The 12,598-nt window shown below is 72.6% G+C and carries 14 protein-coding genes; 7 read left to right on the forward strand and 7 right to left on the reverse strand.

The window, feature by feature from the left end:
• The coding region (locus tag E1285_RS37795) for a hypothetical protein (RefSeq protein WP_132159403.1) at positions 1-489 on the reverse strand (489 nt) is incomplete at its 3' end.
• Positions 490-615: 126 nt separating this feature from the next.
• Between E1285_RS37795 and E1285_RS37800 the strand changes: the two genes are divergently transcribed.
• Both E1285_RS37800 and E1285_RS37805 read left to right on the forward strand, forming a co-directional pair.
• Entirely contained in the window at positions 616-1,266 is a 651-nt protein-coding gene (locus tag E1285_RS37800) for an RNA polymerase sigma factor (protein ID WP_243723329.1), read from the forward strand.
• On the forward strand, positions 1,263-2,000 hold the full coding sequence (locus E1285_RS37805) for a hypothetical protein (RefSeq protein WP_132159405.1): 738 nt from the start codon (positions 1,263-1,265) through the stop codon (positions 1,998-2,000). Before E1285_RS37800 ends, E1285_RS37805 begins: the two co-directional genes overlap by 4 nt.
• On the opposite strand, the gene E1285_RS37810 is transcribed toward E1285_RS37805, so the two are convergent.
• The 3 genes from E1285_RS37810 to E1285_RS37820 all read right to left on the reverse strand — a co-directional run bounded on the left by E1285_RS37810 (position 1,997) and on the right by E1285_RS37820 (position 4,006).
• Positions 1,997-2,806, reverse strand: coding sequence for a transporter substrate-binding domain-containing protein (locus E1285_RS37810; protein ID WP_132159406.1), 810 nt, complete (start codon positions 2,804-2,806; stop codon positions 1,997-1,999). The two genes, E1285_RS37805 and E1285_RS37810, sit on opposite strands and share 4 nt — an antisense overlap.
• A 118-nt stretch (positions 2,807-2,924) precedes the next feature.
• A complete protein-coding gene (locus E1285_RS37815; protein ID WP_132159407.1) occupies positions 2,925-3,335 on the reverse strand; it encodes a phosphoribosyl-AMP cyclohydrolase in 411 nt (136 codons plus the stop codon).
• An 80-nt stretch (positions 3,336-3,415) separates the two neighbouring features.
• Positions 3,416-4,006, reverse strand: a complete 591-nt coding sequence (locus E1285_RS37820) for a TetR/AcrR family transcriptional regulator (protein WP_132159408.1) — start codon at positions 4,004-4,006, stop codon at positions 3,416-3,418.
• An 84-nt stretch (positions 4,007-4,090) separates the two neighbouring features.
• Between E1285_RS37820 and E1285_RS37825 the strand changes: the two genes are divergently transcribed.
• From E1285_RS37825 to E1285_RS37835, 3 genes are read left to right on the forward strand one after another with little or no spacing between them, the layout of a single operon-like run.
• The gene (locus tag E1285_RS37825; protein ID WP_132159409.1) at positions 4,091-5,479 is read left to right on the forward strand and encodes an MFS transporter; all 1,389 of its coding nucleotides are present in this window, start codon (positions 4,091-4,093) and stop codon (positions 5,477-5,479) included.
• Between the two features lie 42 nt (positions 5,480-5,521).
• Positions 5,522-6,022 carry an NUDIX domain-containing protein gene (locus E1285_RS37830; RefSeq protein ID WP_165966924.1) on the forward strand — a complete coding sequence of 167 codons (501 nt, stop codon included), beginning with the start codon at positions 5,522-5,524 and terminating at the stop codon, positions 6,020-6,022.
• Between the two features lie 2 nt (positions 6,023-6,024).
• The gene (locus tag E1285_RS37835) at positions 6,025-6,501 is read left to right on the forward strand and encodes a GNAT family N-acetyltransferase (RefSeq protein ID WP_132159411.1); all 477 of its coding nucleotides are present in this window, start codon (positions 6,025-6,027) and stop codon (positions 6,499-6,501) included.
• 12 nt (positions 6,502-6,513) lie between these two features.
• Here the strand turns inward: E1285_RS37835 and E1285_RS37840 are convergent, their stop codons facing one another.
• The 3 genes from E1285_RS37840 to E1285_RS37850 are packed head-to-tail and all read right to left on the reverse strand — an operon-like array spanning position 6,514 to position 10,508.
• Entirely contained in the window at positions 6,514-8,445 is a 1,932-nt protein-coding gene (locus tag E1285_RS37840) for an ABC transporter permease (protein WP_132159412.1), read from the reverse strand.
• Between the two features lie 3 nt (positions 8,446-8,448).
• Positions 8,449-9,213, reverse strand: a complete 765-nt coding sequence (locus E1285_RS37845) for an ABC transporter ATP-binding protein (RefSeq protein ID WP_132159413.1) — start codon at positions 9,211-9,213, stop codon at positions 8,449-8,451.
• Positions 9,210-10,508: an SGNH/GDSL hydrolase family protein gene (locus E1285_RS37850; RefSeq protein ID WP_132159414.1), complete on the reverse strand. Its 1,299-nt coding sequence runs from the start codon at positions 10,506-10,508 to the stop codon at positions 9,210-9,212. Before E1285_RS37850 ends, E1285_RS37845 begins: the two co-directional genes overlap by 4 nt.
• Before the next feature lie 127 nt (positions 10,509-10,635).
• Between E1285_RS37850 and E1285_RS37855 the strand changes: the two genes are divergently transcribed.
• Both E1285_RS37855 and E1285_RS37860 read left to right on the forward strand, forming a co-directional pair.
• Positions 10,636-11,964 (forward strand): sensor histidine kinase, encoded by a 1,329-nt coding sequence (locus E1285_RS37855; protein WP_243723330.1) that lies wholly within the window; start codon positions 10,636-10,638, stop codon positions 11,962-11,964.
• On the forward strand, positions 11,934-12,598 hold a 665-nt coding region (locus E1285_RS37860; RefSeq protein WP_132159415.1), incomplete at its 3' end, for a response regulator transcription factor. The genes E1285_RS37855 and E1285_RS37860, both read left to right, overlap by 31 nt.

A 12,598-nucleotide genomic window follows, 5' to 3' on the forward strand; every position in this document is an offset into this window, starting at 1 on the left:
GCCCGAACCCACCAGGCGGGCCGCCGCCGGTGGTGCCGTCGCGGACGGCGATGCGGAGGGAGGCCCGCTTCGTTCGCTGGGCTCCGGGTTCGCGGCGGCCCGCCTGGTGGGTTCGGGCTTCGTGGCGGCGTGCCGTTCACGCGATCTCTGCGCCGGGACGTCCGGACGGCTCGGTTCCACGCGCGGGTGGGGGGACCGCTCGCTCCACGACGTCAGCGGCACGCTCGGCCCTGTCGTCATGCCGAGGCCGAGCGTGCCGAGGAACACGGTGAGCACCACCCCGGCGGCCAGGCCCAGCCGCCGTCCGAGCCGCGCACGGCATCCGGTCGAGTCGACGAAGACCGCCTTGGTCTGGGTCCGGGTGCCTGGCGGAGTCTCCGGCCGTAATTCCGGCTGTGTCGCTCGCGGGGTTTCGGACTCAGAATTCGTGACCGGTGGGATGCCCGTGATGAGCAATTCGTCCCGGTCTTGGGGGGTGCTGGCGGTCATATTCGTCCGTCATTTCGTCCTGTGGGAAGCCGTCGCACACGGTGGAGTCCGCGGACGCTCAATGCGTCAGCGCGAACCTGCGCGTACATGTCACACCGGAGCCGAAATACCTGCACAATGGCCCGGATGGAACGGGCGGACGAGGAGGAACTCGGCCGTGCCCTGCGGACGGCGCAGGACGGCGACGAGGCGTCGTTCCGCATGCTGTACCGCGACGTGCAGCCCCGCCTGATCCGATTCGCCGGCGCGCTGGTCGGCGCGGACGCCGAGGACGTGACCTCCGAGGCGTGGCTGCAGATATCCCGGGATCTTCCCTCGTTCCGCGGCGACCTCGACGGCTTCCGCGGCTGGACCGCGACAATCACCCGCCACCGGGCCCTGGACCATCTGCGCCGCAGGTCACGGCGCCCCGTGGGCGACCTCCCCGTCGAGGAGCTGACCACGATGGCCGCCGACGGCGACACCGAAACGGACGCCCTGGACGGCATCGCCACCCAGGACGCGCTACGGCTGATCGCCGAACTCCCCAGCGACCAGGCCGAGGCAGTGCTGCTGCGCGTCGTCGTGGGCCTGGACGCGAAGTCGGCGGGCAAGGTGCTCGGCAAGCGGTCGGGCGCCGTGCGAACCGCCTCCTACCGGGGGCTGCGCCGCCTCGCCGACCTGCTGTCGCCCTCCCACGAGACCGCCTCGCCGACCGCCCCCCGGAGGGCGGGAGACGCACTCCCCCGCGTCCCAGGTGACAAAAGCGGTGGAACCGGCGCTGAAGGGGTGGCATGAGCGACCACCACCGGACCGGACGCCTCGACCGGCACACCGCAGACCGTCTCCTCGACGGCGGGGACGGGCATGCCCTGCTGCAGAACCTGCTCTCGGCGGCCGCCGCACCAGCCCAACCCGGAGAACTCGCGGGCGAGGACACCGCCGTCGCCGCCTTCAACGCCGCTCCCCGTCCCGCGCACAAGTCCCATGTGGCCGCCCTGCGCCGCTTCCTCACGGTCAAGGTCCTGGCGGTGGTCGGCACACTCATCCTCACCGGAGGAGCGGCCTACGCCACTATCAACAACCATCTCCATGGCGGGAGCCCGGAACCCTCGCCGACTCCGACGCTCCACCACAGCACCAGCACGAGCCAGGACAGCACCCCGGCCCCCCATGACCCGCCGTCCGCGCCGCCCTCCAAGGCGCCGCCCTCCAAGAAGCGGCCGTCGCCGTCCGGCTCCCCTTCCGCCGGCACGTCCGCGAACCCCCCCGGGAGGGTGAACGCCCCCGGTCAGCAGAAGGAGACCCCTGCGCCGCAGAACACCAAGAAGCCCCCTCGCGGCCGGGGCAACGAGAACGGCTCCCCACCCGGCGAGAACTCGGGCAACGGGAACAACCTCAACGGGACCGGAACCGGGTCCGGAAACGGAAACGGGAACGGGAACGGGAACGGCACCGGCAGCAACGGCAGCCCGCCAGGCAGCAACTCAGGAAACGGCAACGGCCCCCCGGCCGACCCGCAGGGCCCCTAGGCGTCCAGGCAGCCTTCGAACTGTGGGACGTCGACGTCCGACAGGTCCAGGCCCGACGTGCCGAACCATTTGCGCATGAACCCCGCCATCGCGCCGTCCTGGTACATCTGCGTGATCGCCTTGTTGAGCGCTTCGCAGCCGTCCGGGTCGCCCTTGCGGATCGCGATGCCCGTCCGCCGCTCGCCGAACCGGGCGTTCAGGAGCCGGAAGTCCCCGCCCTGCCGCGTCTTCAGCCCGGCCAGGATCGTGTCGTTCGTCGTGACGGCGTCGATCCGGCCGTCCCCCAGCATCGTCATGCAGTCGGCGTAGGACCTCGCCGCCACCGGCACGGCCTCCACCTGCCGCTCCACGGTCACCGCCTCCGCCGCGCCGGATCCGGTGACGGCGCAGATATCGCGTCCCTCCAGGTCCTGTACGGTCTGGATGTCGCGCTCGTCGTCCCGGACGAGGATGTCCTGGTACGACAGGAGGTACGGGCCGGCGAACGCGAGCCGCTGCTTCCACTCCGGCTCAAGCCAGAACGTCAGCACCATGTCGACCTTCCCGGTCTGGAGCAGCCGCTCCCGATCAGCAGCCAGCGCCGGGGCGAACCGGACCTTCTTCCCCATGCGCTCCGCCAGGTAGCGCGACACGTCCACGTCCAGGCCCTCGAACGCGCCGTCGGTCCGCTGGAACCCGATCCCCGGCAGATCGGGCCGCACCCCGGCCACGAGCGTCGATTCCCCGAGGATGGACGCCTTCTCCGCGTCCCCGCATCCGCCCAGGACCAGGCAGCTCACCAGGGCCGTAGCGACCAGTCCCCGCATCCGCGACCCCCGATTCGTGGCGCGGCCCCGGCCCCGGCGAGCTACGGAGCGCCCGCCATCAGCGTCGCCGCCCGACGATCATCCGCTCCACTCTCTGTCCACTACCGGCCGGGCCGGTCTATTGCTGGACGTGACGGAGCGTCGCGGCATCCGTCACGGAGCGGTAGTAACAGGTCGGGCGGGCCTCTCCGGACGGGAGCGTCGTGTGGCACGCGCCGCCGGTGGTCCGGTTCACCAGGTAGAGCAGGGAGTTCTGCTCGCAGTTGACGCGGACGTCCACTACTTCGAGGACGTCGCCCGACGTCGCGCCCTTGCGCCACAGCTCGTTGCGGGACGTCGACCACAGGACGGCTATCCGCTCGTCCAGCGTCGCCTTGAGGGCCTGGTCGTTCGCGTAGCCGATGAACAGGACGTCCCCGCTCCTCGCGTCTTGCAGCACCACGGGAACGACCCGCGCCCCGGTCGCCGCGACACCGGCGAGCTTGTCGAAGTCCAGGGTGAGCCGGGTTCCTTCTTCGAGTTCGTTCACCCGGCCATCCTGCCCGGACGCCGGTCGCGACACCGCCCCACGACACGGTCAGCCGGGCCGGGAGCCCGCCGCCTACCCGGTCAGCGTGTTGGCGGGACGGCCAGGATCGACTGCACCGTCGCGATCACGACATGTGCGGTCTCCTCTGGTTTCAGCCGCTCAGCGCGGTTCTCCTCCGCCGCACCGTGCAGTACCTGCTGCATGACGCCGACGAGCCAGGTCATCGGCAGGTCGGTGCGGAACACGCCCTGGTCCTGGCCACGGCGGATGAGTTCCTCGACGCGTTCGGCCGGAGCGGCGTGCAGTTGACGGATGCGGCCGGCCGGAAGCGTCCCCTGGGCCGCCGCCAGCAGTGCCGTGGACTCGGCGACGAGGGACCAGCTTGATTCGAGCAGCCGGGCGAGAGCGTCTCGCGCGTCGCCGCCGAGGTCGACGGCGGACAGCACTTCTTCGCCGGCGCGCAGCGCGTCCTCCAGGGCGGCTTCGACCAGTTCCGCACGGTTGCGGAAGTGGCCGTAGAGCGTCATCCGGCCCACTCCGGCGGCCTTGGCGATGTCGTCGATGCTCGCGGCCGGGTTCGTGCTCAGGCTCGCGCGGGCCGCGGAGACGATGCGGGCGATGCTCCGCTCGGCGTCCGCGCGCCGGCGTCGGCCGGATGTGGCGGTGGACATGCCATCACCCTAACTCGTACGCCGCAGTACGTGTTACTCTCCACCCATAAGTCGTATACCGATGTACGAGTTAAGGAGATCGTGATGACACAAGACATCCACGACAAGGCCGAGCGGAGCGGCTCGCCGCACCCGCTGCGGTGGCGCATCCTGGGGTTCCTCGGCGTGGCCCAGCTCATGCTGATCCTCGACGTCACCGTCGTCGCCATCGCGCTGCCCAACATCGAGGCCGACCTGGACCTGAGCCGCCAGGCCGTCACCTGGACGGTCAGCGCCTACACGCTGACGTTCGGCGGCCTCATGCTCCTCGGCGGACGGGCCGCCGACCTGTTCGGCGCCAAGCGGATCGTCCTCACCGGCCTGCTGGTCTTCACGGCGGCATCGCTCGTGACCGGATTCGCCGGCTCGGACGGACTCCTCCTGGGCGGCCGCGTCGCGCAGGGGCTCGGCGCGGCGCTGATGTCGCCGGCCGCCCTGTCCCTCGTGGTGCACCTGTTCGAGGGCGACGAGCGGAACAAGGCGCTCGGCGTCTGGTCCGCCCTCGGCGGCGGCGGCGCGGCCCTCGGCGTCCTGCTGGGCGGGCTGCTCACCGCGGGCCCCGGCTGGCCCTGGGTCTTCTACGTCAACGTGCCCATCGGGCTGGTCATCCTCGCCGCCCTCGCCCGGATGCTGCCGCACCAGAAGGCGGCCGCGCCGCGTCCCCGCCTGGACCTGCTCGGCGCGCTGCTGGTCACCGCCTCGTCCGCCGCGCTGATCTACGCGTTCATCCGCGCCGGAGACGACGGCTGGCTCACCATCGCGACCGCCGCGCTCGTGCTGCTCGCCGCGGTCGGCTACGTGGCGTTCGTGGCCAGGCAGAAGACCGCCAAGTCACCCATGATGGACGTCGCGCTCCTGGCCCGGCGCCCGGTGGCCACCGGCACGTTCCTGATCCTGATGGCGACCGCCCTGATGATCGCCGTGTTCTTCCTCGGCACCTTCTACTTCCAGCACGCGGAGGACTTCAACGCCCTGCAGACCGGCCTGCTGTTCCTCCCGGTCGCGATCGCGACGATGCTCGGGGCCAACCTCACCGGCCGCGCGATCGCCACGGCGGGCGCCCGCCGCCTCGCCGTGATCGGCCTGACGACCGCCGCGGTCGGCATGGCCGTCCCCGCCGTCTCGATGCACCCGGCGACCGTCGTGGCCGGCACCGCCATCGCGGGCGCCGGAACCGGCGCGATGTTCGTCGTCGCCTCCGCGACCGCTCTCGGCCAGGTGGCCCCCCACGAGTCCGGTATCGCGTCCGGGATCGTCAGCACCTTCCACGAGTTCGGCGCGTCCATCGGAGCCGCCGTCATCTCCAGCGTCGCCGCGGTCAGCCTCGTCGGAGACACCCTCTCCGGCTTCACGAACGGCTTCGTCCTCGCCGCCGTCGCCGCCGCCGTCTCAGCCGCGGCCGCCGCCGTCCTGACCCCCGGCCGCGAACGGTGAAGGCGAGGGGAGGTCGATTCCGCACGGTCTAGGGTGAGTGCCGTGTCCGAACTCGAAGATCGGTTCTTCGCTGCGGTGGCGGCGCGGGACCTGGTCCGTCCAAGTGTGCGGGCGCTCGTCGTGCATGACGGCAGCGTTCTCGTGCAGCGCCCCGCGGACTCTGCCCCGGGTGGCGGCTACGCGTTCATCGGCGGCGAGTACGAGAGTGGCGACAGCTTTGAGAGTCGGCTGCGACAGGAGATCGAGGAGGAGACGACCGCTCGCCTGGTCTCCTGGCGCTACCTGTTCGTGGTTGAGAACCGCTTCGTCCATGCCGGCCACCGCGTCCACTCCCTGGAGCACTACGTGCTGGCGACCCTCGACACCACCGACGTGAAGAGCCGCGAAGGGCACATCGTGCAGGAGTGGCTTCCTCTTGACACACTGGGGTCGGCCGATCTGCGGCCCTTCGCGGTGCGCGATGTGCTCGCCCACGGGCACCTTGAGCAGGTGCGCCATCTGGTCGTGGACGGCTGGTCGGAGACGCCGGATATCGGAGGGTGACGATGAACGTGAGGCCCGCCCGATCCGCCGACCTCCCAAGGCTGGCACCGCTGTGGCGGGCGGCCTGGCTGGACGGTCACGAGGGCCACGTCCCACCCGAACTCATGGCCGCCCGGGGCCCCGAGCACTTCACCGTCCACGCGGAGAAGTACCTGGGCACGACACTCGTGGCCACCGACGCCGACGACCACCTTCTCGGCTTGATCATCCTCGGCGACGAAGACGGCGAGGTCATCCAGCTGGCCGTGGACGGCACGGCCCGCGGCCAGGGCGTCGGCGGCACCCTCCTGCGAGCCGCGGAAGACCGCTTCAGGGGACGGCACCACCAGATCTGGCTGGCGGTCGTCCCCGGAAACACCCGAGCCCGCCGCCTCTACGAACACCTCGGCTGGCACGACACCGGCCGGCTCATCTACCAGTCCCCGACCGCAACCGGCACAACGCCGGTCCCGGTCCACCGCTACGTCAAAGACCTCTGACACCCCGACCGTTCACTCACGGGCGGCGACGAGGGTCGTGGGGGACGGCTTGGTCGCGGCCAGTGCGGTCAGGGCGCCGGCGCCGGCGGTGACGGCGAGAGAGGCCACGGTCAGCAGGCCGAGGAGGCTCCAGGGCACGGCGAGGATGCGCACGCCTCCCGGCCCCGGATAGAAGCCCGCCAGTGCGGCCGCGGCGACCAGGGTTCCGAGGAAAAGGCCGATCAGGGTGACAGCCGCGGACTCGATGGCGGCCGTCCGGACGACCTGGCCGCGGCTCAGCCCGGTCGCACGGGCGACGGCGAACTCGGTCCGGCGCTCGGCGGCGGCGATCACGACGGCGTTGACCACCGCGATCGCGGCGTACAGGCCGGACATCCCCATCAGGACGGCCATGATCCCCATGGTGCCGCTCTGCTGGGCCTCGACTCTGGCGTCGGCCCACTGGCCAAGGGTGTGCACCTCGCCGATCCCGGCGGCGCGGATCCGGTCGGCGACCGCCTCAGGCGACGTGCCGGGGGCGACCTGCACCATGGTCTCGGTCGGCGCGTCCGCGAGCATCGCGGCGGGGATCAAAGTGCGCGGCACCAGGAAACTGTCGCTGCCGTTCTCCAGGACTTCCGGGAGGCGCGCGACGGTGCGCAGCTTGAGCTTGTGCTCCCCGATCCGCGCCGTGACCGTGCCGCCGCGGACGCCCTCGGCTGCCAGCCGGGGACCGATCGCGACGGTGCGGCCGTGCAGCGCGTCCAGGGAGCCGGAGCGTGGGGTGAGGTGGTGGGTGCGCCGGTAGGCGTCGGCGTCGACCGCGGTGATACCGGAATGGTGCGTCTGCCGGTAGGAGCGGTGCTCCACGCGGTGCCGGGCCGTCACCGACATCTCCACCCGGCTCTGCGGCGAGGCCAGAGCGACACCGGGGATCGTCTGGATCCGGGCCGCGGCGCCGCCGGTCGAGGTGACCGCCAGGTCGGCGGCGGTGATCCGTTCGAGGTCGGCGCCGGTGGCACGGGCCAGCGAGTTCAGCGCGCCGCTGAGGCCGACCAGCAGGCCGACCAGCACGATGACGGGCGCGGCCGTCGAGGCGCTGCGCCGCACCGCGTCCCGCAGGTTGGCCTGCGCCAGCTCGCCGAGCACGCTGCCCCGCAGCACCGTCCCCAGCACCGCGCCGGCCAGCGGGACGGCGAGAGGGCTCAGCGCGCCGAGCGCGATCGACCCGAACACCGACACGGCCATCGCGATCAGCAGGGCGCCCAGCAGGTCCGCCCCATGCCCGGCCATGACCAGGACGACCGTCAGGGCGAGCGAGGACAGACCCGACAGCCAGCGGCCGGTGGTCATCACACGGCCCACACGGGATCCGTCGCGCAAGGCGTCCAGCGGGCGCACCCGGGCGGCCCGGTACGAAGCCGACAGCACCCCGAAGACCGCGACGCCGATCCCCACGCTCGGCGACAGCAGCAGCACTCCGCTGGACCAGCCGGCGGAGAAGTCGGCGGGAAGCAGCCCGATCCCGATCAGCAGCCGGGCCTGGCCCCAGGCGGCCGGCACGCCCAGCGCGATGCCCAGCACGCTCCCGGCCAGCCCCAGCAGGAACGCCTCGCTCAGCAGCAGCCTGATCAACTGGGGGCGGCTCCCGCCGAGCATCCGCAGCAGGGCCAGTTCCCCGCGCCGCTGTTCCACGGAGAAGGCGAACGTCGAGCCCACGATGAACACCGCCAGGAACATCGCCAGCGGCGTGGCCATGCCGAGCAGCGTCGCGGCCCCGACGTACCCCTCCCTGATCTGCTCGGCGGCCCGGCCGGAGGTGCCGGGCGGGATCTCCGGCTCGCCCGTGGAGGCCAGCACGAGCACCGACGACTGGACCAGGGCCACGCCCAGTGCGACCGTCAGCAGCGCCCCGGCGAACAGCGGCCACCGGTCGCGGACGGTGCTGGCGGAGATGCGCAGCACGCCTCAGCCCTCCAACCGGGTGAGCCGCTCGGCCACCTGCGCGGCGGAAGGGCGCGGCAGGCGGTCGGCGATCCGGCCGTCGGACAGGAACACCACCGCGTCGGCGCCCGCCGCCGCGACCGGGTCGTGGGTGACCATGACGACGGTCTGACCGGCCCCGTCGACCATGCCGCGCAGCAGCCGCAGGACGGTGCGGGCCGAACCGGTGTCCAGCGCCCCGGTGGGTTCGTCGGCGAACAGCACCGAGGGCCTGGTCACCATCGCGCGGGCGATCGCCACCCGCTGCTGCTGCCCGCCCGACAGCTCCCGCGGCCGGTGCCGGGCGCGGTCGCCCAGGCCCACGTCGGCGAGTGCCGCCCGCACGTCCCCGCGCGACGGCCGGGCACCGGCCAGCTTCAGCGGGAGCGCGACGTTCTGCTCGGCGGTCAGCGAGCCGATCAGGTTGAAGTTCTGGAAGACGAACCCGACGCTGCGGCGCCGCAACCCGGTGAGCACGGCGTCGGTGGCGTGGGTGATGTCCCGTCCGGCCAGGTGGACGCGCCCGGTGGTCACCCGGTCGAGGCCCGCGGCACAGTGCAGCAAGGTCGACTTCCCCGATCCAGACGGGCCCATCACGGCGGTCCAGGAACCGGGCGGGAAGGTCACGCTGACATCGTCCAGCGCCTGCACCCGCGCCTCACCGGTCCCGTACTGCCTGCTCACCTGGTGCAGTTGCACCGGTGCGACCGCGGCGACGGCATGCGGCCCCGCGACGGCGGCAGCACTCATCGCAGGGCCCCGAGGTCGATGCCTCGCGCCAGGGCCTGGTAGCCCGTGTCGTTGGGGTGCAGCCCGTCCTCGTACACGTAGGAGAGCCGGGGACGGTCCGGGTCTGCGGGGTCGGCCAGGATCCGGTCGGCGTCCAGGACCGCGTCGTAGGCGCCGCTGGTCCGGATCCAGTGGTTGATGGCGTCGCGCTTCTTCTCCACCTGCGGTGTCCAGATCGGGAACAGGGCGCCCTTCATGGGCACGACCGTCGTTCCGACGACCTTGAGGCCGCGGGCCCGCGCGGCGCGGATCAGCTTCCGGTGCGCCTTGATGACCTGCGCGGCGGTCGCCGATCTGCCCGGCCGCAGGCACGGGTCGCCGGAGGTGTCGCGGATGTCGTTGGCGCCCAGATGGACGATCACCGCTCGGACACCGGGGCGGTCGAGGACGTCGCGGGAGAAGCGCGCGGTGGCCTTCTCGCCGCTGCACGCCGAGTCGTGCCGCAGCCGGTTCCCGCCGATCCCGGTGTTGACGACGCCGAGCGGGCCGCGGGTGGCGGCCAGCCGCTCGGCCAGCGCGTCCGGCAGCCGGGCGTCGGCGCCCGGCGAGGCGCCGACTCCGTCCATGAGCGAGTCCCCGAAGACAGCCACCGAGCCGGAGCCGGAGCCGCCGGTCACCTCCACGCCCGCCAGGTAGTACATGGCGTCACTGGACTGGGTGTACGCCCCGGAACCAGGGTCGGACAGGTGGTCCCCGGAGGCGCGGTAGGCGGGCTGGGTCGTGAACCGGTGGAACGTCGCCGGACCCGTCGCCTGCGTGAACCGCAGCGTGACCGCCAGCTTCTCCAGCGGCACGGTCGCCAGCGGCACCGGATCACTGGCGATCTCGGAGCCCGGCGGCACGGTCGCGGACCGGGCGCCGCCGAACGTCAGCGGCGCCGTGGTGCCCGGCCACGCCTGGGCACCTCCCGCCGACCGCGCGACCGCCGCGGCGCCTACCCTCAGCGGCCGGGTCGCATACCGGTTGGACAGCCGGATCCGCACCTTCGTGCCGCCTGTACTGAGCCGGACGACCTGGCGCAGCGAATGGTCACCGAACCCTTCGACCGACCAGTTCGGCCCCTCGTCCTCGCCTCCGGCGATGGGCCGCTGCATCGCCGCCCCCCAGCTCTGCGACCAATCCCCGGCCTGGTGGGACGCCGCCCGCGCCGAGGCGGTGGCGGAATCGGACGGGGCGTGCGCGAGCCCGCCGATCAGAGCGGCGGCGGTGATGCCGGCGAGGGGGACGGTGACCCGTGCGGAAATCTTTCGTCTCATGCCCTCGATCCCACCGCCGCGGCACCATCCGCCGCATCACGGTGAGCCACCAACCTGGAGGTATGCCCAGCACTACCTCGGTGCCCGGCGGGCTGGCCGGGTCGTGAGCGTCGGCTAACGTACGCCTGTGCCGAACGACCCGCCGCTCACTGCGCACGCCGCGATGGGACACCGCGGGTTCCTGCTGACGGCCTGGCCCTGGCGCACCAGCGGTTACCTGCTGTCGACCGTGCCGGTCGTCGTCGTGGCGGGCCTGCCGCTGGCACTGATCGGCCTGCCGCTGCTCCTGGCCGCGTCCCCGGACGCCGCCCTCGGCGAGCGGGCGTTCCTCGCCGTCCTCGGCGCCCTGCTGGTCGCCGGGCTCGGACCGCTGGCGACCATCCCCCTGGCCAGGCTGGAGCGGCAACGGCTGCGCCTGGTGGACGACCGCCCGACGGGCTCGGCCCATCGGCGCCCACCGGGCCGGGACGCCCTGCCGTGGCTGCGCACCCGCTACACCGAACCGGTCACCTGGCGCGAACTCGGCTACTTCCTGCTGCTGGCCGCCACCGTCCCGGTCCTGTACACGGCGCTTCTGACCGTGCTGATCTTCCACCTCGGCGCGCTCACCGCCCCGCTGATCCTGCTGGGCAGCGACGGCCCGATGGCGCTCGGCCCGGTGAAGGTCTCGACCCCCGCTGCCGCGCTGCCGTACGCGGTCGCCGCGCTGGTGCTGCTGCCCGCCGTCCCGTACCTACTGGCACTGGTCGCCGCCGCGCAGGCCGCGCTCGCCCGCGCGATGCTCCAGCGCGGCTCCGGCGAACGGCTCCAGGCCGAACTCGTCGAGGTCGCGCGCTCGCGGGCCCGGCTGGTCGACGCGTTCGAGGCCGAACGCCGCCGGATCGAACGCGACCTGCACGACGGCGCCCAGCAACGCCTGCTCTCGCTCACCATGAAGCTCGGGCTCGCCCAGATGGACCTGCCACCCGGATCCGCGGCCGACACCGTCGCCGGCGCCCACCAGGAGGCCAAGCAGCTCATGACCGAACTGCGGGAACTGGTGCACGGCATCCATCCCCGCGTGCTCACCGACCGGGGCCTGGCGGCGGCGCTGGGCGAGCTGGCCGACCGGTCCCCGCTGGAGGTCGCCGTCGAGGCCGACCTGCCCGGACGGCTACCCCGCCACGTCGAGAGCACCGCCTACTTCGCCGCCGCCGAGGCGCTCACCAACGCCGCCAAGCACAGCGTCGCCGTCCGAGCCGGGCTGACCGCCCGATGGGACGACGGCGTCCTGACCCTGGAGATCACCGACGACGGTGCGGGCGGCGCCGAACCCGGCCACGGCACCGGACTGACCGGGCTCGCCGACCGGGTGGCGGTCATCGACGGCCGACTACTGGTGTCGAGCCCCGCCGGTGGCCCGACCCTCATACGTGTGGAGCTTCCGTGCAGTCCGAACCAGCCGACGTCCGCGTAGTCCTCGCCGAGGACGGCGTCCTCCTGCGGGAAGGGCTGGCCGGCCTGCTGGCCAGGTTCGCCTTCGACGTCGTCGCCGCCGTCGACGACGCCGCGGCCCTGCACGCGGCCGTCGCCGAGCACCGCCCCGACCTGGTCATCACCGACATCCGGATGCCGCCGGACTTCTCCGACGAGGGCCTGCGCGCAGCCGTGGAGCTGCGCCGCGCCGACCCGGACCTGGCGGTGGTGGCCCTCAGCCAGTACGTCGAGCTCAGCTATGCCGCCGACCTGCTGGACTCCGGCACCGGCGGCCGCGTCGGCTACCTGCTCAAAGACCGGGTGGTCGACGTCGCGGACTTCGTCGCCGCACTGCGCCAGGTCCTGGGCGGCGGCACCGTGGTGGACCCGCAGGTCATCCGCCAGCTCATCGGCCGCCGCCGGGACCCTCTGGCCTCGCTGTCCCCGCGCGAGCACGAGGTGCTCGCGCTCATCGCCGAAGGGCACTCCAACGCCGCCATCGCCCGGCGGCTGGTCGTCGCGGACGCGACCGTGGGCAAGCACGTCCGCAGCATCCTCACCAAGCTCGACCTGCCCCAGACCGACGACACCCACCGCAGAGTCCTCGCCGTCCTGACCTACCTCCGCGGCAAGCC

It is taken from the genome of Actinomadura sp. 7K507 (assembly GCF_004348425.1).
In the GTDB taxonomy this organism is placed as follows: domain Bacteria; phylum Actinomycetota; class Actinomycetes; order Streptosporangiales; family Streptosporangiaceae; genus Spirillospora.

Excerpts from the sequence above, each read along its gene's own strand:
- E1285_RS37800 (WP_243723329.1), top strand. The coding sequence starts at position 616 with ATGGAACGGGCGGACGAGGAGGAACTCGGCCGTGCCCTGCGGACGGCG.
- E1285_RS37805 (WP_132159405.1), top strand. The coding sequence starts at position 1,263 with ATGAGCGACCACCACCGGACCGGACGCCTCGACCGGCACACCGCAGAC.
- E1285_RS37810 (WP_132159406.1), bottom strand. The coding sequence starts at position 2,806 with ATGCGGGGACTGGTCGCTACGGCCCTGGTGAGCTGCCTGGTCCTGGGC.
- E1285_RS37820 (WP_132159408.1), bottom strand. The coding sequence starts at position 4,006 with ATGTCCACCGCCACATCCGGCCGACGCCGGCGCGCGGACGCCGAGCGG.
- E1285_RS37825 (WP_132159409.1), top strand. The coding sequence starts at position 4,091 with ATGACACAAGACATCCACGACAAGGCCGAGCGGAGCGGCTCGCCGCAC.
- E1285_RS37835 (WP_132159411.1), top strand. The coding sequence starts at position 6,025 with ATGAACGTGAGGCCCGCCCGATCCGCCGACCTCCCAAGGCTGGCACCG.
- E1285_RS37845 (WP_132159413.1), bottom strand. The coding sequence starts at position 9,213 with ATGAGTGCTGCCGCCGTCGCGGGGCCGCATGCCGTCGCCGCGGTCGCA.
- E1285_RS37850 (WP_132159414.1), bottom strand. The coding sequence starts at position 10,508 with ATGAGACGAAAGATTTCCGCACGGGTCACCGTCCCCCTCGCCGGCATC.